The organism is Marinobacter sp. 2_MG-2023 (assembly GCF_030546935.1).
Lineage (GTDB): Bacteria > Pseudomonadota > Gammaproteobacteria > Pseudomonadales > Oleiphilaceae > Marinobacter.
This window is the reverse complement of the sequence record NZ_JAUOPH010000005.1, coordinates 286,270-303,047: the sequence shown is the minus strand read 5'-3', so window position 1 is coordinate 303,047 and position 16,778 is coordinate 286,270. Positions and strand designations below refer to the sequence as shown.

Below are 16,778 nucleotides of genomic sequence, written 5' to 3'. Positions count from 1 at the left end.
AAATCATAACCTTCACGACAATCCCCCCTTACCTTGTCTGGACTCAACCTCGGCCACCCACAAATCGTGATGTTGGCGCGCCCATTCCACATCAACCTGACCGTTACCCATAGCATCGAACGCACCTTCCATGCCGACGGTGCCGATATAAATATGAGCAATAATGGCGAGCATCATGACAAACGCCATAATCGAGTGCCATATGTTGGCGTACTGCATCTCTTCATGGGGTGTCAGAGCCGTCGCGAAGTCTGTTCCCAAAACCCCGTTTATGACACTGAAGGTCTCGGCAAACATAGGCATTTGAAATGGAAACAACAGAGACAAGCCAGACAGAGAGAGCGAGAAACCCAACACCATAACAGTCCAGAAAACGATCTTCTGACCGGCGTTGAATTTTCTCGCTGAAGGATGGGATTTGGTAAAAATACCGCCACCCGCCTTGAGCCACTGCCAATCGAGCTTGCCAGGGATGTTGTGCGCCACCCACATAACAAACGTCATTACCAATCCGAGCATAAAGGACCAGGAAATATTGTTATGAACCCACTTGGAGCCGGCAGCCAGAGTCGCAAAGGCGTCGGCCCCCATGACAGGGATCAGAAAACTTCGCCCCATCAGGGTAATGAGGCCAGTTATTCCCAGCGCAATAAACGAGCCGGCCAACAGCCAATGACCAAACCGCTCGATGGCTTTGAATCGCTGAATCGTGGTGCCTGCCGGGCCGCCATCGATCATGATTTTTCCGCGAATGAGGTAAAACACGACCAGAAGGGCGATGAAGCCCAGAAGCGCACCGCCACCATAAGTGATGATCGGCCCCTCACGCAGTTTGTACCATGTCATCCCGGCGTCCTGGATCAGAACGTCAGCCGCCGGCCCCCTGGCCGGTGTGTAGGCGTCAAAGCGGTTATAGCGAATGGAACGGTAAGTGTCCGAGACAGACACTCCACCCCGCGTACCCAATTGCTCGGTTGCCGGTGCGGCTGAGGCGGGATCACCCAGATTTTCAGACCGGAAAGCCTCGTCAACTTTCAACTTCTCCTGACGAGCCATGATGTCTTCCAGGGTTTGCGCACCCCCGGTCGCTGCCCGGTCAACCGAAGGGGCTTCTTGCGCCCAGGCAGAATTGAATAACAGTGTCGCCAGCACAAAGACGGCGGCACCAAATAACTTTAAGTTCATGAGCGCACTCCAACAGAATCAAACAAGAAGAATTCGTTGCCTCACCATGCCCGGGGCCAACAGGCCCCGGAACACTCAGGCGAACTTATGCACCTTTCTTCTCGTAGGCTGTGCCCCAACCCCAGGCGCCCGAACCGAAACCACGACTCACGACACGCTGACGATAGATGTCCGCCACCTCGTTGCCATCACCGGCCAACAAAGCTTTGGTCGAACACATTTCTGCACAGAGTGGTAGCTTGCCCTCTGCGATACGGTTGCGCCCGTATTTGGAGAACTCAGCCTCGGAGTTGTCTTCTTCGGGACCGCCTGCGCAGAATGTACATTTGTCCATTTTGCCACGGCTACCAAAGTTACCCGCCTGGGGAAACTGGGGTGCGCCGAAGGGGCAGGCGTAGAAGCAATACCCACAACCAATACACAGATCCTTGGAGTGCAACACGATGCCGTCTTCAGTCTGGTAGAAGCAATCCACCGGACAAACCGCCATACAAGGCGCATCTGAACAGTGCATGCAAGCTACCGAGATCGAGCGCTCGCCAGGCTTACCATCTTCGATGGTCACCACGCGTCGACGGTTGATACCCCAGGGGACTTCATGCTCATTCTTACAGGCCGTCACGCAGGCATTACATTCGATGCAGCGTTCGGCGTCGCAAAGGAATTTTGCGCGTGCTTGTCCTTCAAGTGCCATGGTCTACACCTCTTGTTATGCCGGCATGATCGAACACAGAGTGGATTTGGTCTCTTGCATCTGCGTGACCGAGTCATACCCATATGTTTGAACAACGTTTGTAGATTCACCCAGAACATAAGGATCAGAGCCTTTGGGATACTTATCCCTCAGAGACTTACCTTCCAGGTGCCCGCCGAAGTGGAACGGCATGAAGGCTACGCCCTCACCGACACGTTCGGTCACCATTGCCTTGACTTTAATGCGCCCGCCTTCCGGACCGGCAACCCAAACATCATTGCCATCGCGGATGTTCAGGTTATTCGCGTCTCGAGGATTCACCTCAATAAACATGTCCTGCTGCAATTCTGCCAGCCAGGGGTTGGAGCGCGTCTCGTCACCGCCACCCTCATATTCGACCAGACGACCGGAGGTCAGGATGATGGGGAAGTCCTTGCTGAAGTCTTTCTTCTGAATGGACTCGTACAAGGTAGGAACACGCCAGAACGTCTTGTCTGCATAGGTCGGATAATCTTTGACCAAGTCTCGGCGTGTCGTGTAGAGCGGCTCTCGGTGAATCGGCACAGGATCCGGGAAGTTCCACACCACAGTCCGCGCCTTGGCGTTACCAAAAGGTGCACACTCGTGTTTGATCGCAACACGTTGTATACCGCCGGACAGGTCGGTCTTCCAGTTAGTCTCGGGGCCGGCAATCGCGTCTATGGTGGCACGCTCTTCAGCCGTAAGATCTCCATCCCACCCCAGATCCATCAACATTTGCATGGTGAACTCGGGATATCCGTCCTTGATATCGGAGTTTTTCGAGTAGACCCCTTCTGCCAATAGGTTTTCGCCATTGCGCTCGACACCGAACCGGGCACGGAAGGTTAGCCCCCCCTCAGACACCGGCAACGACATATCGTACAGGTTCGGTGTTCCCGGATGGTTCATCTCTGGCGTACCCCAACTGGGCCAGGGCAAACCGTAGATATCTCCATCGCATGGCCCACCACTTGCACGAAGGGTAGTCCTGTCGAAGTGGTGCTGATACTGCATGTGTTTCTTGAGGCGCTCAGGCGACTGGCCCGTGTAGCCGATTGTCCACATTCCGCGGTTGAATTCGCGAGTGAGGTCCTCGATCACAGGCTCATCGCCTTCAATAGCGATGTTGCGGAACATACGATCGGTGAAGCCGAATTTATCCGCAAACAGCTTCATGATTTCGTGATCAACCTTCGAGTCAAACAGTGGCTCGATAACGGTTTCACGCCACTGGAGCGACCGGTTCGATGCGGTTACGGAACCACGGGTCTCGAACTGGGTGGTCGTTGGCAACAGGTAAGCGCCATCTTTGCGATCATGCAGCACCGCCGAAACGGTCGGGAAAGGATCGACCACCACCAGAAGATCCAGTTTCTCCATGGCTTCCTTCATTTCAAGCATTCGGGTCTGGGAGTTGGGCGCATGCCCCCACAGAACCATGGCGCGGGTGTTGTCAGGCTGTTCAAGATTTTCCTTGGCTTCCAGAACACCATCGATCCAGCGAGAGACGGGAATACCCTTCTCATTCATCATGTTTTTGGACTTGCCGTTTTTGTCCCACACGGCAAACCGACCTTTCAGCCAATCCGTGTCTTCCTCCCATACGCGCGCCCAGTGGGCCCAGGCGCCCGCGCTCAGGCCGTAGTAACCCGGCAGGGTGTCAGCCAGAACGCCAAGGTCCGTGGCGCCCTGCACATTGTCGTGACCACGGAAGATATTAGTGCCGCCGCCGGGAGTACCCATATTACCCAGAGCCAGCTGCAGGATGCAGTATGCTCGCGTGTTGTTGTTGCCGTTGGAGTGCTGGGTACCACCCATACACCAGATCACCGTGCCCGGGCGGTTATTGGCCAGGGTGCGGGCGACACGCTCAAGCTGAGCGCCCGGCGCCCCGGTTACACGCTCGACTTCTTCCGGATTCCAGCGTTTCACCTCTTCACGAATCTCATCCATTCCCCAGACCCGGGTGCGGATGAACTCTTTATCTTCCCACTTATTCTCGAAAATATGCCACAGAATACCCCAGACCAAGGCAACGTCTGAGCCGGGCCGGAAACGGACAAACTCATCAGCATGAGCTGCGGTGCGTGTGAATCTCGGGTCACACACAATCAGCGGCGCGTTGTTTTCTTCTTTGGCCTTCAGAACATGCAGAAGCGATACAGGGTGTGCCTCTGCGGGGTTGCCCCCGATGATGAAGATCGCTTTGGAATTGTGAATGTCGTTGTAGGAGTTGGTCATCGCACCGTAGCCCCAGGTGTTGGCTACGCCGGCTACGGTGGTGGAGTGACAGATTCGCGCCTGGTGATCAACGTTATTTGTGCCCCAGTAGGCAGCAAATTTACGATACAGGTAAGCCTGCTCGTTGTTGAACTTGGCACTGCCCAGCCAGTAGACCGAGTCAGGCCCGCTCTCGTCGCGGATCTGCAGCATCTTGTCGCCGATCTCATTGATGGCCGTATCCCAGGAAATCTTCTGCCACTGACCGTTGACCATTTTCATGGGCGACTTCAGTCGACGCTCGCCATGCGCATGCTCGCGCACCGAAGCACCTTTGGCGCAGTGGGACCCCAAATTAAAAGGGCTGTCCCAACCTGGCTCCTGGCCGGTCCATACGCCGTTCTGGACTTCGGCTTCTACCGTGCAGCCTACCGAGCAGTGCGTACACACCGATTTTTTACGGACGACTTCGCCACCACTGGTCGATGGGGTCGCAGCTTCAACCCGTCCCGACGTCAGCGACAATGCCGCCAAACCACCCACTGCGACACCAGAGGTCGTTAAGAACTGACGACGATCCAGAGTCTTGGCAGCGAGAGATGAAAGTAAAGAGCCTGCACGGGGGCCTTTCGCTACCCCGTTGGTCTTCTTCCTTAACATGTCTCATACCTCTCTCATTATTATTCTCGTTTTTTCTGGAGGTGTGATCATCCAAGAGCATCACGCAATCTTGAATGGATCACGCTTCCTCAAAAGCGAGCCGATTCGAAATATTTACGTGTGTGTTCCGTATCACGTAGTCCGCGACTCTTCGGCGCGTCTTGTCTGACGACCTCCGCTGCGGCGTTCGGTGCAACCGTCATTGCAACGGCAGCGGGAGCTGCGGCTGCGGCCATTTGCAGGAAACGGCGACGGCTGTTGTCACGCTTAGGGTTGTCCATAGGACACCTCCCCCTGGGTTAAGGGACCATTCAGGCCCCGGTTACTGAATTGCAAAGGCATCCGCCTCTATCGTAATGAAGACCCGCCCAAGCGAGCCCACAGGTGTGTAGAAGATGGCACTTTGCGCTTCTTCCAAATCTGTAAAAAATAATGCCGCCCACTTCGCCAGATGTGCGTCGAAAAAGGCCTTTTGCGAGGCCAGGCTGCTATCACAGGGGAATTCACCGGAAATGATGCCCGCCATAATTTCACAAAGCGTTCCTATGTGATCTTCCGGTTCCTTAACATCGCTACGGGCTTTGATGCCCCGGGCCAAGAGATCTGTACGCAATTCCGCAAGGGGCTTCTCGTTCAAAAAACCTGTGAGGTAATAGCTGGCGTATGGCAGAAGCTCTCCTCGACCGAGTCCAACGAACAGGTTGTTGTACTCGCTTTCAACATCTGGCGACGAGGTGCGCTGCGCCAGAGCGGCCAGATTTTTAGAAACCGAGCCAAGAGGCGTGTCATCACCCTCTAACGACGCCAAGCCTTCAAGCAGCTCTGCCGAGGGAGGGTTTCCCAGCAGGACCCCCAGTAATTGATAAATCTGAGCCCTCGCTCGATCCTCGTCACTGATCGAGCGAGGGCATTGAACTTCAGCAGTGTTGAGCAAGTCTCAATCCTTAGCTTTTGATTAATTTTTGTACTGTTTATCTTTATAGCGCCGATCCAACGCAGGCGCAACTTCGCACCTGAATACGATTACTCAAAACGCATTCTGGGGCGGTAGTGCGGCACGACATCTACATCAGCTTCGCCAACTGAGGATTCGACGCTACGCTCATCGGGCAGTGGATCAACAGCAACCCTGGGCTCCGGTTTTTCTGCAGTTCTTACAGCCTCAACCGGATCTGGTGTTTCCACTGGTGCGTCGACCGGATTTTCGAGTTGCGCATCGATTTTCCTGGTTTTATCAATCAAACCTTGACCCACTTTGTATAGGGTCTTTGCACCTTTAACTGTCATACCAGCGTCAGTGAAATCCTCATCATAATCGTTAAGGCCATCCAATACCGCCAGAACGGGGTTGGATTTCCAGAGTGATCGCAGCGCTTTGCGGCGCAGCAGATCAGGAATCTCTTTTCGCATAAACCCGGTAACGTCTGTCCCCAACTCAATATTGTCCGGATCAGGCAAACCGTATTTATCGAGTATTTCCTGTTCAGACAAAGCCTCATTCAGCGCCCTCTCCTGCTCTTCAGGAGAGGGAACAGGCTCTGCAGAGGGAGCAGAAGCGGGATCAGTCTTTCTGTCCGCCTCTGCTTTTCTGCGCGACCAGCGCTGTAAACGTGACTCGGCCATCACTGCAGCCTCGGCTTTTTGATGTTGGCGGGAGCGCGATAGACATCGCTGTCCTGACGGATACGCGGATCGCCTTTTGCGTCCTCGATACCATCAACACGGATCTCGTCGCGACGGCGTTTCTTGAACGGCTCTTCTATATAATGCATGTCGACAAACTCTTTGATCCAGGCCGCCATGGACTCTGGAACAGGCACCGCTTCAACAATACTCTCGCCGCTATCAAGAGAATCCAGTGCCTCATGGGCGCTAGCAGTTACGGTGCTGACAACCCACCCCGATGGAGACCGGCCCGTTACATCTTTATCCATGACGACCCAGACTGAAGGAACGCTCATATTGAGGGACACCAGATACCCCTCCACATCGGCGCGAAACAACTCCATGGTCACTGTGCCTGCATGGAAATCGACCACCTCGCCCTCGTGAACCAGTTCTTTCCAAAAAGCCTCCGGTGCACCCGGTATAATGGCGACTGGCTTCCAGATATCACGCGCCCAGCGGGTAACGCCTGGCGACCGGCGAACGACGACCCCGACTTGTACCTCGCGTCTCCACTGATCTGTTCGACTGCTCATAACATTTCTCTTTTGTTATAGCCTGAAACTAGCAGGAACCGGACACTTATCCAATTGTCCAAACGTAAATGGCTGTGGCATGCTCGGACAGTAAAACCAATTCGTTTATGGATAACAACAACGAAAAGAGCCAGGTTCCTGATGACAGCACATAAAACCCTACTGCTATGTTCCTGCGACAAGACACAGTCCTTCGATCCTGATGCTCTGCGGGCGGCTGCAAACGCTGAACATGTTGTCGCGGTGAATCAACTGTGCGGCAAAGACATGAAAACTGCCGCTGAACATCTGGGAGCCCGCAACGATGTACTTATCGCCTGTGGCCAGCAGGCAGCCTTGTTCGAACGCCTTGCCGAGGACGTATACGCTGAGATTCAGTACGCCGCGCCGCTCCACACCATTGATATCCGTGACCGTGCCGGCTGGAGCGCTCCAAACGCCAACCCCAGGCGCTTACACGCCAAGCAGGCGGCCCTGATTGCAGCAGCCCAGCTGCCGTCCCCAATGGCACCAGCGAAAACCATACTGTCCAGCGGTGTATGTTGTATTGTCGGCCCCACCGAACTGGCTATTACAATGGCAGAGCTGGTTCAGGACGAACTCGGAGTCACTTGCATCGTTAATGATGCTGGCCCTATTCAGCTGCCTTCTGCTGCATACGACGTGGCGAAGGGACAGCTAACGGGGGCTTATGGCGCACTGGGTAACTTCAAACTGGAGTTTGCCCACCTGCAAACCCTCAATCCCGCCGGGCGTGGTGAACTGGGCTATGGGGAATCGAAGGCCACGGCCCGAAGCGAGTGCGACATATTTATCGATCTGCGCGGCAGTGCCCCTGCATTTCCCAGTCACCAGAAGCGCAACGGCTATTTCTGGGCTGACCCGAAAAAGACCGGAGAGCTGGAGCGTATCGCCCTGACTGCCCGGGAGCGTGTTGGCGAGTTCGAAAAAACGGTGTATTTCAGGCTGGAAGAATCCCTGTGTGCACACTCCCGAGCCAACCAGCCCGGGTGTACCCGCTGCCTGGATGTGTGCCCCACCGAGGCAATTTTTTCTGCCGGTGATCATATCCAGATCGATTCAGATATCTGCGCCGGCTGCGGATCTTGTGCGGCGGTTTGCCCGACGTCAGCGGTGACCATGAACGAAACCCCGTTCGAAGCACTGACCAAAGCTGTGGATGTTATGGCCAAGGTCTATCGCGAGCAAACCGACGAATCCCCACGCCTGGTTTTTCACACCCTCGGCACCGGCGCCGAGGCCATGGCCTATCTGGCCAGATACGACGATGGGCTCGCAGACGATCTGATTCCGATGGGGCTGGAACACACAGACAGAGTTGGTCACGCCGAAATAATGGCAGCATTCGGGGCAGGCTATGCCGAAGTCCTGATTCTTGCCGACAACGAACTGGATCGTCGGGCTTTGGCTGCCGAAGTTGAATTGGCCCAAGCCATGCTCAAAGGAAGCGGTAACTCACCGGGTCGGGTTCGGGTTATCAACGCGATTGAGCTTTGCGATGCTGGCGACAACGCCGGGAGAGTGAGTGATCCTGTTTTGCTGGTTGGCGGGCGCCGGGACATCACAAGAGTGACTGTTGCCGCCATGTCTGACACGGTCGGAGCACCCATCCCCCTTCCTGCAGGCGCACCGTACGGTGCCATCGACGTTGATTCTGATAAATGCACACTCTGCCTGGCCTGCGTATCGCTATGTCCGACAGGCGCGCTTGGTGACCACCCGGACCGCCCCGAAATTCAGTTCACAGAAAACGCTTGTGTCCAATGCGGAGTCTGCGACAGTACCTGCCCGGAAACAGCTATCACCATGCGGCCCCAGCTGGACGTATCCAAGGCTGCACTGGTTGCCCGCCCACTCCATGGCGAGGAGCCTTTCGAGTGCATCAAATGTGGCGTTCCGTTTGGCGTCGCCAGTACCATCAACCGCATTGTTGAGAAGCTTGAAAACCAGCACTGGATGTACAAGAACTCTGACAACGTCCAGCTTATCAAGATGTGCGATGACTGCCGGGTCAAATCCCAGTTCCACGGGGATCAGGCGCCCATGGCGAAGGGGGAGCGGCCCAGGGTGCGCACCAGAGACGATTACCTGGACAGCTAAAAAACAGGACACAACATGGTCGAATACACTGAAGTGGGAAAGCCCAACCTGATCGGCACCGATGCGCCAAAACCACGGGACAAAAACCCTAAAGGGATTGGTCGCATCATCGCCATTGCATCGGGCAAAGGCGGCGTGGGCAAGTCAACGGTTGCGTCCAACCTGGCTGTCGCGCTGGCCTCCAAGGGCCTGAAAGTTGGCCTCCTGGATGCCGACGTTTACGGCCCAAGCCAGCCCCGCATGTTGGGGGTTTCCGGCCGCCCGTCCAGTCCCGACGGGCATACCATTCTGCCCCTGCGCAATCATGGCGTGACATTGATGTCCCTGGGGCTTATGACCGCTGATGACGAAGCGATCGTCTGGCGCGGACCCATGCTCATGGGCGCCCTGGAACAGATGATGAATCAGGTGGACTGGGGCAGACTGGACGTTTTGCTGGTCGATCTTCCCCCGGGCACGGGCGACGTTCAGATGACGCTGAGCCAAAAATTTTTCGTTGCTGGCGCCGTTGTGGTCTCGACACCACAAGACATTGCACTGATGGATGCCCGCAAAGGCATTGATATGTTCAATCGGATGGACGTGCCGTTGCTCGGCTTGATCGAAAACATGGCTTCTTTCGTGTGTGACGGGTGCGGTAAAGAACACCACCCCTTTGGATCCGGCGGCGCCCGGGCAGAGGCAGCAAAGCTTGGAGCCCCCTTTCTTGGCGAGATCCCCCTCGATCTGGACATCCGTCTCGGTTCGGACGGAGGCGTGCCTATCGTGGTATCAAAGCCGGAAAGTCCGCAAGCAAAAGCCTTTCAACGCATAGCCGACGAGGTTATCGCTTCCGAGGCATACGCCAGGGCCATCCTATGATCGAGCGCCCCCGGTTTCCACCCTTACTCACGGGAGAGGTGGTTCCCAAACATACAGACCCCTTTAACAAGGCTGTCAGCCGGGCCATTGCAGGCGTTGATTCCGGCACCATCTTATACTCCGAGGCAGGCGAAACCTTACGGGCGGCTTTGGTGCTGGCACCAGAGATGCCTCTGGAAGAGGCTATTCAAGCCGTGTATGTGGCCCAGATTGGCCTGGCGGAGAGTCTGGGCGCATTAGCGCCACCTGAAGTCCCCGTGTACTTCCAATGGCCAGACCGCATCAAGGTCAACGGCGCGCTGTGTGGTGGAGTTCGCTTTGCCGCGGATGGCTCCGACCCAAAGTCGCATCCCCAGTGGCTGGTTGTTGGCATTGATGTGCCTTTCAGCCGGTTGACCGACGAACCGGGCAACAACCCCAATCAAACCTGCCTGCAAGAGGAGGGCTGTGTTGATATTACCCCCATGGCGCTGCTGGAAAGCTGGTCCAAGCATACGTTGTTGTGGCTGACTTACTTCATGGATAGCGGGTTTGAACGCGTACACAACGAGTGGCGGCCTCGCTGTGACACCCTGGGTAAAATGATCGACTACCCAAAGCCAGGTACCTTTGTCGGGCTGGATGAAAAAGGTCGCATGTTATTGCGTCAGGACGTTATGACCGAAACATTGAGTTTGATTGAATTCGCGGAGCACGTATGAAACTCGCCCGAACCCTGCGACTGGATATATCTGACGAAAACGTCTTTGAAGTGCCTGCTCCCAGCGGGGAATGGGCAATCTCAGGCGGGTTCGAGTTTTCCAACTGGACTGAAACAGAGCTCAAAGGCAAGGCCCGCCAAGCCTTCACCAACGGTTGGTACAGCATAGAGTCGGGTGGCCGCGCCAGTTTTGTTGGCGTGTGCAAGATCACCGACGCCGAATTGGAACTGATGCGAAAAGCCCTCGCGCAAACTTTTGTAGAAAGTTACGGCGCGCCGGACATAGATGCGGCCTACCCGGTCGCCTGCGAAGAAATCGATCAGATGTGTGATATGTGTGAGGATTTCGAGGAGAACACCCTGTTAATGGTCAGTCGCACGCTGACCGAGTTGGGCGTTGAGGAAACTTACCGCTCCAGGGCTCCACAAGATGCGTCACTGGAAGCCTTTGCCGTGCACGGCAGCGTCGAGTAATTACAACCCGAAGCTGCCGTAGGGAATAAACTGCACAGGAGTTCCCGGTTCTATCTGCTGAGCGCTTTCGTCCAGCTCCACCAAACCCTCAGACCAGGCAAGCCCGGTCACCCGGCCCGAACCTTCCGAGCCGAACACCTCAACCTGGCCATTGCGTATCCGGGCGCGCAGCATCTCGCTTCGCCCCGGCTTTTTGTTCTTATGAAAGTTGGCAGGTATCGCATAAGCCTGGGGTTCGAACCACTCACTGCCAGCAAGAAGCGCCATCGCTGGCGCACCAAAACGCAGTGCACAGACCCAGGCCGCCACCGGGTTGCCCGGCAAACCTACCACCGGTGTGCCCTGGAACATGGCTAGCGCCAGGGGCCGGCCCGGCTTTATCGCGATGCGCCAGTTACTGATGTCGCCATGTGCTTTCAATGTTTTTGATACATGGTCCTCGTCTCCCGCAGAGATTCCGCCACTCGTCAGGATCAGGTCGCAGCGCTTGGCGCCACTCTCCAAAGCGGCCTTTACGTCTTCGGCCCGGTCGAGTACATGACCGAGGTCCACCAGCTCATAACCAAGCTGGACCACCAGTGCACTCAGCATCGGGAGATTGGCGTCGTAGATTTGCCAATCAGTAACCGCTGAACCAACAGGTTTCACTTCATCCCCCGTGGACAAGACGCCAACACGGAGCCGCTGGAAGACATCAACCGACTCGATGCCCACACTGGCAAGGACTGAAATCTGGGTAGGCGTCAGACGGGTACCCGCCGTGAGAACCCGGTCCTGTACCTGAATATCCTCTCCGGCCTTACGTAAGTTAGCGCCCGCTTTCAACGTACCCTGCAAATGCAGCTGGTTTTCGATGACCTCGCAGTCCTCTTCCAGAACCACCGTATCAGTACCAGCAGGTATCACCGCGCCGGTAAGAATACGGATAGCATGCCCTGCGGGTACATGCCCCATATAAGGTTCCCCGGCGGCACTTCGGCCCTCAACCAAAGGCATGGCGCAGGGCACATCGGTTAAAGGTCCTGCGAACGCATAGCCATCAACTGCAGAGTTGCTGCTGGGAGGATGTGCGCGAGGCGCATAGACATCGCTCGCCAATATCCGGCCACTCACCTGTGACAGAGGAACGGCAGGCTCTATGCCCACCACAGGATGCAGGCGTGAGCGCAAACGCTCCAGCGCCTCTTCTACTGGCGTCCAGTTGACTCCGGGGGGCAAAGCAAAACAGTCATTGCGAAGCGGGTTCATGGCTCTCCTGATTATTGCTTTTCAGAGTTCAGGACAAAATCAGCAATTCCGGGTACATCGTTCAAATCAAAAACGGGACCCGGGAACTCCGCAGCGTAGTCCGCCGCCAAAGCTACAATGTTGGAGTCTTCCGGGTACAAGGGTGTTCGCGAACTTTCCTGCCGATGCACTTCGATCTTTCGGTGCGAGTGGGTTTTGAACCCCTCTACCACGACCCAATCGCAGGGGCCCAGGCGAGCCAGCAATTGTTCCAGTGTTAGCTCTTCGGCGCCTCGTAGTTCGTGCATGATGGCGAAACGCTGCCCACCGGCCAGGATGACCTCCTGGGCACCAGCATCTCGGTGTTTGTAGCTGTCAGTGCCAGGCTGGTCCACGTCCACCATGTGGTGGGCATGCTTGATCGAGTTTACCGTGAGCCCCCTGTCGGAGAGCTCACGAATCAATGCACTGGCCAGCGTTGTTTTCCCGGAGTTCTTCCACCCCACGATACCGATTACATTCACTTGAGGTGTTTCTCCGCCCAGGCAAGGTCTTCTGGTGTATTAATGTTGAAAAAATCACCCTCGTTGAAAACCACCAGGGTTTCACCCTGGGATTGTGTCCACTGACGGATCTTACGAACTCCAGCGTTCAGGGCTGCTCGCAAATCATGACGTAACGCGACCTGCCAGCGGCCAAAGGTCGGCTGGGGCAGTCGACCGCGCTCCGGATCCGGGGTGGCTGCCAACACGACAGGAGTATCGTATCCGGCCAGCCGCTCTACCAGGTTCCGGGGGAAGGATGGAGTATCCGCAGCGACGCTGATCAGCCACTCATGGCCCTGCTCGGCCGCCCAATCCATACCAGCCAGAACACCGGCCAGAGGCCCGGGAAAATCACCAATCGAATCTGCCACCACCGGCAAACTCAGGTCGTCATACCGGCTCAGGTCCCCATTGGCATTCAGCACAACGGCATCAACCTGCGGAGTAATACGCTCGATGACGCGTTCGATTAATGACTGGTCACCCAGCATCAGTCGTCCTTTGTCACCACCACCCATTCGGTTGGCCTGGCCACCGGCCAGAATAACCGCGCACTCAGTCATGCCCTGCCCCTTTTCGACGTTGTTTTCTGTCTTCATCGGGAACCTGGGACAGGTCCTGATCGAACACCAGGCGATGCTGGCCACTGAGGCAGGTGAATTTCTTGCCCCGCATCCGCCCGATCAGCGTCAACCCGACCTGTCGGGCAATATCGACACCCCAGGCCGTGAAGCCCGACCGGCTGATCAGGGTCGGTATGCCCATCAGGGCTGTTTTGATTACCATTTCAGAGGTCAATCGACCCGTTGTGTAGAGAACCTTGTCTGCCGCCGGGATGCCATTCAGGTACATCCAGCCTGCGATCTTGTCGACCGCATTGTGGCGCCCGACATCCTCCATGTAGGCAAGGATTTCGCGACCCTGACACAAAGCAGTGCCATGAATGGCGCCGGTTTCCATATACAGGCTGGGCGTGTGGTTAATCTGGTAGGAGAGATCGTAAAAGGTGCTGGTATGTACGGGGGTATCCGGCAGAAGCAATCCATCCAGCCCAGCCATCATGTCACCAAAAACAGTGCCCACGGCGCAGCCGGAAGTTCGGGTCTTCTTTTCCAGCTTGTGCTCCACATCCGTCACATTTTCGGTGCGAACCACAGCGACTTCCAGCTCCTCGTCAAAATCGATCTTCGTGACCTGATCAGTCTCTTTGAGCATACCCTGATTCAGGAGAAAACCGAGTGCCAGGTACTCAGGATGATCGCCGATGGTCATCGCTGTGACGATCTCCTGGCTATTCAGATAGATGGTCAGCGGACGCTCTTCGATCACACTGATCGACTTCGGTTGACCATTTTCATCAACACCCTCAACCATGCGGGATAGTCGAGGGTCTTCAGGGTTCGGCAAAAGAGTTATAGTCGTCATGTTTCCTGTAGCACTTTCAAGAACTCCACCGCCTTGAATCTCAATGAGCGTCCGCAAAGACTAGCCTATTTGGCATTCGGAAAAAACAGCTGTTGTCCGTCAACCTTAAAGTCGGCAATCGCTTGCTGGCCCTCTTCGGAAATCAGCCAATTGTGCCACTTCAGAGCCAGGTCGTGCTTGAGATGTGGGTGTTTATCCTCGGAAAGCAGCAAACTGCCATACTGGTTGAACAGCACCTTGTCGCCTTCGAAAAGTAGCGTCAGGTTCTGACGGTTTCCGAATGCCACCCAGGTAGCGCGATCTGACATTACATAAGCATCCATGGCCGCAGCAGTATTGAGCGTTGGTCCCATTCCACTGCCGAGTTCCCTATACCAGTCTCCATCGGGCTCGACACCTGCGTTTGCCCAAAGGCGCAACTCCGCACGGTTGGTGCCACTGTCATCACCGCGCGAAGCAAAGGGTGCCTCCGCCTTGGCAATAGCCGCAAAAGCTTCTTCAGCAGTTTTCGCCTTGCTGATATTAGCCGGGTCCCCTGCGGGCCCAATCAATACGAAGTCGTTATACATGACATCAGCTCGCTCGCTGGCGTAGCCGTCTTCGACAAACCGCTGCTCCCCCGCCGTGTCGTGCACCAGCAGGCTGTCGGCATCGCCGCGACGCGCGATTTCAAACGCCTGCCCTGTGCCCACGGCTACCACCCGAACGTCGATTCCGGTAGCGTCTTCAAACTTTGGCAAGATGGAGCTGAACAACCCCGAATTCTCAGTCGATGTGGTGGAGGCCAGGGTAATGTGGTCTTCGGCGTAGGCGCTGAATGCCAGGCCGATACTGGTTACACCTGCCAACAACAGATTAAGCGTCTTTTTCATCTTGTTTTCTCCTTTACTTAATGTGAAAGCCGAACTATTCGACCAGTTCTCCCGCTATAAATGCCTGCGCCTCTCGAGAGACAGGCTTGTCAAAAAAAGTATCAGAAGGCGTGTGTTCACGGATTTTTCCGCCCGACAAGAAAATCACATCCCCGGCAAGGCGCCTCGCCTGATGTAAATCATGAGTAGTCATCACAATGCGCGTACCCCGCTGATGAAATTCGCGCACCGCGGCCTCGACAGCTTTGATCGCCGCCGGGTCAAGCGCAGAGGTGGGCTCATCAAGAAACAACACATTGGGAGAAAGCACCCAGGCGCGCGCCAGAGCCAGTCGCTGCTGCTCACCACCCGAGAGCACCCGCGCTGGCGTATGGCTACACGCACTAAGGCCAAAACGGTCAAGCGCATCAAAAGCAAGCTTTGCTCGGGACTTGCGCGGCACCTTGTTCACCGCCAACGCGTGAATGAGATTGGCTACGGCCGAGCGGCGTAAAAGCACCGGCTGCTGGAACACCATTGCCTGGCGGGGACGCCCCTCGCCGGACCAGCTGACCTGCCCCTGAGTAGGAGTGAGCAAACCGTGCGCCAATCGCAGCAGAAGACTTTTGCCTGCCCCGTTAGGCCCCATCACCATAGAGGGGCCGGCGCTCTTCAGAGTGAATGAACAAGGCCCCAGAAGAACCTTATCTTCGTGGCTAAAAACGACGTCATCAAAGCTCAATGCTGGCGGAGGGCAAAGGGCGGAGGAAGCAAGGAGCGAAGCGTTAAACGCAGTCATCCTGTCCGCCTCCGGGTCATCTCACCCACCCAATAAGCGCATGCGTTAACCAACATGATCAGCGACAGCAGCACAACCCCCAGTCCCAGCGCCAAGGGGAGGTTGCCTTTCCCGGTTTCCAGCACGATGGAGGTTGTCATTACTCGCGTGACGCCCTCAATGTTGCCGCCAACCATCATCACTGCGCCCACCTCGGCACTGGCGCGACCGAACCCGGCAAGCAGAATGGTCAATAGCGCAAAGCGGGCATCCCAAAGAAGAGTGGGCACCATGCGCGAGCGTGACATGCCCAGCGAGACGAACTGCTCACGGTATTCTCCCAGAAGCTCTTCTACTTTTTGGCGCGAGAGCGCGGCCAGAATGGGCAGCACCAGAAGCACCTGCGCAATGACCATGGCCCCCGGTGTAAACAATAAGCCCCACTCACCCAACGGCCCGGCGCGCGAGAGCGACAAATATACGATAAGCCCGGCGACAACCGGAGGCAGCCCCATCAGGGCATTGAGCACGACAATTAATCCGCCGCGCCCGGGGAATCGCCATAGCGCTACAGCCGCTCCAAGGGGAAATCCCAGCACCGCTGCGACCAGTACCGCGAGAAGCGAAATTTGTAGCGAAAGCGCCACGATCTGAAAAAGCGCGGCATCAAAATTTAACAGTAGCGATAGCGCTACATAGAACGCATTATTTTCCACGGCTGCGTCTCCTTGATATTCAGCATCGTGGCGTTTATAACTACGCTTTGCACAATCTGCTGAAAAATATGCAGCCAAGAACAGCATTGTGCGCTCGAA

At 56.0% G+C, this 16,778-nt stretch carries 18 protein-coding genes; 4 read left to right on the top strand and 14 right to left on the bottom strand.

What is annotated here, in order from left to right; genetic code table 11:
* Positions 1 to 12: 12 nt before the first annotated feature.
* The 7 genes from Q4501_RS15190 to Q4501_RS15160 form a co-directional block, all read right to left on the bottom strand.
* Entirely contained in the window at positions 13 to 1,185 is a 1,173-nt protein-coding gene (locus tag Q4501_RS15190) for a formate dehydrogenase subunit gamma (RefSeq protein ID WP_303597109.1), read from the bottom strand.
* An 85-nt stretch (positions 1,186 to 1,270) separates the two neighbouring features.
* Positions 1,271 to 1,879, bottom strand: a complete 609-nt coding sequence (gene fdh3B / locus Q4501_RS15185) for a formate dehydrogenase FDH3 subunit beta (RefSeq protein ID WP_303597108.1) — start codon at positions 1,877 to 1,879, stop codon at positions 1,271 to 1,273.
* Between the two features lie 15 nt (positions 1,880 to 1,894).
* Positions 1,895 to 4,780 carry a formate dehydrogenase subunit alpha gene (locus Q4501_RS15180; protein WP_303597107.1) on the bottom strand — a complete coding sequence of 962 codons (2,886 nt, stop codon included), beginning with the start codon at positions 4,778 to 4,780 and terminating at the stop codon, positions 1,895 to 1,897.
* An 89-nt stretch (positions 4,781 to 4,869) separates the two neighbouring features.
* Entirely contained in the window at positions 4,870 to 5,061 is a 192-nt protein-coding gene (locus Q4501_RS15175) for a twin-arginine translocation signal domain-containing protein (protein ID WP_303597106.1), read from the bottom strand.
* Between the two features lie 41 nt (positions 5,062 to 5,102).
* A complete protein-coding gene (locus Q4501_RS15170) occupies positions 5,103 to 5,714 on the bottom strand; it encodes a molecular chaperone (protein ID WP_303597105.1) in 612 nt (203 codons plus the stop codon).
* A gap of 89 nt (positions 5,715 to 5,803) precedes the next feature.
* Positions 5,804 to 6,403 (bottom strand): DUF3306 domain-containing protein, encoded by a 600-nt coding sequence (locus Q4501_RS15165; protein ID WP_303597104.1) that lies wholly within the window; start codon positions 6,401 to 6,403, stop codon positions 5,804 to 5,806.
* Positions 6,403 to 6,981, bottom strand: a complete 579-nt coding sequence (locus Q4501_RS15160) for a DUF3305 domain-containing protein (RefSeq protein WP_303597103.1) — start codon at positions 6,979 to 6,981, stop codon at positions 6,403 to 6,405. Before Q4501_RS15160 ends, Q4501_RS15165 begins: the two co-directional genes overlap by 1 nt.
* A gap of 141 nt (positions 6,982 to 7,122) precedes the next feature.
* Here Q4501_RS15160 and Q4501_RS15155 point away from each other — a divergent pair, with 141 nt between their 5' ends.
* Genes Q4501_RS15155 through Q4501_RS15140 form a run of 4 tightly spaced genes read left to right on the top strand, consistent with a single transcriptional unit; the run spans position 7,123 to position 11,137 of the window.
* Positions 7,123 to 9,102, top strand: coding sequence for a 4Fe-4S binding protein (locus Q4501_RS15155; protein ID WP_303597102.1), 1,980 nt, complete (start codon positions 7,123 to 7,125; stop codon positions 9,100 to 9,102).
* 15 nt (positions 9,103 to 9,117) lie between these two features.
* The gene (locus tag Q4501_RS15150; RefSeq protein ID WP_303597101.1) at positions 9,118 to 9,963 is read left to right on the top strand and encodes an Mrp/NBP35 family ATP-binding protein; all 846 of its coding nucleotides are present in this window, start codon (positions 9,118 to 9,120) and stop codon (positions 9,961 to 9,963) included.
* The gene (locus Q4501_RS15145) at positions 9,960 to 10,664 is read left to right on the top strand and encodes a biotin/lipoate--protein ligase family protein (protein WP_303597100.1); all 705 of its coding nucleotides are present in this window, start codon (positions 9,960 to 9,962) and stop codon (positions 10,662 to 10,664) included. Before Q4501_RS15150 ends, Q4501_RS15145 begins: the two co-directional genes overlap by 4 nt.
* Entirely contained in the window at positions 10,661 to 11,137 is a 477-nt protein-coding gene (locus tag Q4501_RS15140; RefSeq protein ID WP_303597099.1) for a DUF6505 family protein, read from the top strand. The genes Q4501_RS15145 and Q4501_RS15140 overlap by 4 nt, the downstream gene beginning before the upstream one ends.
* Here Q4501_RS15140 and Q4501_RS15135 read toward each other — a convergent pair whose 3' ends face one another.
* The 7 genes from Q4501_RS15135 to Q4501_RS15105 form a co-directional block, all read right to left on the bottom strand.
* Positions 11,138 to 12,385, bottom strand: coding sequence for a molybdopterin-binding protein (locus Q4501_RS15135; protein ID WP_303597098.1), 1,248 nt, complete (start codon positions 12,383 to 12,385; stop codon positions 11,138 to 11,140).
* 11 nt (positions 12,386 to 12,396) lie between these two features.
* Positions 12,397 to 12,888, bottom strand: a complete 492-nt coding sequence (gene mobB / locus Q4501_RS15130; protein ID WP_303597097.1) for a molybdopterin-guanine dinucleotide biosynthesis protein B — start codon at positions 12,886 to 12,888, stop codon at positions 12,397 to 12,399.
* Complete coding sequence (gene mobA / locus Q4501_RS15125) at positions 12,885 to 13,472, bottom strand: molybdenum cofactor guanylyltransferase MobA (protein WP_303597096.1); 588 nt, start codon at positions 13,470 to 13,472, stop codon at positions 12,885 to 12,887. The genes mobB and mobA overlap by 4 nt, the downstream gene beginning before the upstream one ends.
* Positions 13,465 to 14,334, bottom strand: coding sequence for a formate dehydrogenase accessory sulfurtransferase FdhD (gene fdhD / locus Q4501_RS15120; RefSeq protein ID WP_303597095.1), 870 nt, complete (start codon positions 14,332 to 14,334; stop codon positions 13,465 to 13,467). Before fdhD ends, mobA begins: the two co-directional genes overlap by 8 nt.
* Positions 14,335 to 14,399: 65 nt before the next feature.
* The gene (locus Q4501_RS15115) at positions 14,400 to 15,206 is read right to left on the bottom strand and encodes a substrate-binding domain-containing protein (protein ID WP_303597094.1); all 807 of its coding nucleotides are present in this window, start codon (positions 15,204 to 15,206) and stop codon (positions 14,400 to 14,402) included.
* Positions 15,207 to 15,240: 34 nt separating this feature from the next.
* Positions 15,241 to 15,984 carry an ATP-binding cassette domain-containing protein gene (locus tag Q4501_RS15110; protein ID WP_303597093.1) on the bottom strand — a complete coding sequence of 248 codons (744 nt, stop codon included), beginning with the start codon at positions 15,982 to 15,984 and terminating at the stop codon, positions 15,241 to 15,243.
* Positions 15,981 to 16,679 carry an ABC transporter permease gene (locus Q4501_RS15105; protein WP_303597092.1) on the bottom strand — a complete coding sequence of 233 codons (699 nt, stop codon included), beginning with the start codon at positions 16,677 to 16,679 and terminating at the stop codon, positions 15,981 to 15,983. Before Q4501_RS15105 ends, Q4501_RS15110 begins: the two co-directional genes overlap by 4 nt.
* Between the last annotated feature and the right edge of the window lie 99 nt (positions 16,680 to 16,778).

Coding starts and splice junctions, on each gene's coding strand:
- Q4501_RS15190 (WP_303597109.1), bottom strand. CDS start 1,185: ATGAACTTAAAGTTATTTGGTGCCGCCGTCTTTGTGCTGGCGACACTG.
- fdh3B (WP_303597108.1), bottom strand. CDS start 1,879: ATGGCACTTGAAGGACAAGCACGCGCAAAATTCCTTTGCGACGCCGAA.
- Q4501_RS15180 (WP_303597107.1), bottom strand. CDS start 4,780: ATGTTAAGGAAGAAGACCAACGGGGTAGCGAAAGGCCCCCGTGCAGGC.
- Q4501_RS15175 (WP_303597106.1), bottom strand. CDS start 5,061: ATGGACAACCCTAAGCGTGACAACAGCCGTCGCCGTTTCCTGCAAATG.
- Q4501_RS15165 (WP_303597104.1), bottom strand. CDS start 6,403: ATGGCCGAGTCACGTTTACAGCGCTGGTCGCGCAGAAAAGCAGAGGCG.
- Q4501_RS15160 (WP_303597103.1), bottom strand. CDS start 6,981: ATGAGCAGTCGAACAGATCAGTGGAGACGCGAGGTACAAGTCGGGGTC.
- Q4501_RS15155 (WP_303597102.1), top strand. CDS start 7,123: ATGACAGCACATAAAACCCTACTGCTATGTTCCTGCGACAAGACACAG.
- Q4501_RS15150 (WP_303597101.1), top strand. CDS start 9,118: ATGGTCGAATACACTGAAGTGGGAAAGCCCAACCTGATCGGCACCGAT.
- Q4501_RS15145 (WP_303597100.1), top strand. CDS start 9,960: ATGATCGAGCGCCCCCGGTTTCCACCCTTACTCACGGGAGAGGTGGTT.
- Q4501_RS15140 (WP_303597099.1), top strand. CDS start 10,661: ATGAAACTCGCCCGAACCCTGCGACTGGATATATCTGACGAAAACGTC.
- Q4501_RS15135 (WP_303597098.1), bottom strand. CDS start 12,385: ATGAACCCGCTTCGCAATGACTGTTTTGCTTTGCCCCCCGGAGTCAAC.
- mobA (WP_303597096.1), bottom strand. CDS start 13,472: ATGACTGAGTGCGCGGTTATTCTGGCCGGTGGCCAGGCCAACCGAATG.
- fdhD (WP_303597095.1), bottom strand. CDS start 14,334: ATGACGACTATAACTCTTTTGCCGAACCCTGAAGACCCTCGACTATCC.
- Q4501_RS15115 (WP_303597094.1), bottom strand. CDS start 15,206: ATGAAAAAGACGCTTAATCTGTTGTTGGCAGGTGTAACCAGTATCGGC.
- Q4501_RS15110 (WP_303597093.1), bottom strand. CDS start 15,984: ATGACTGCGTTTAACGCTTCGCTCCTTGCTTCCTCCGCCCTTTGCCCT.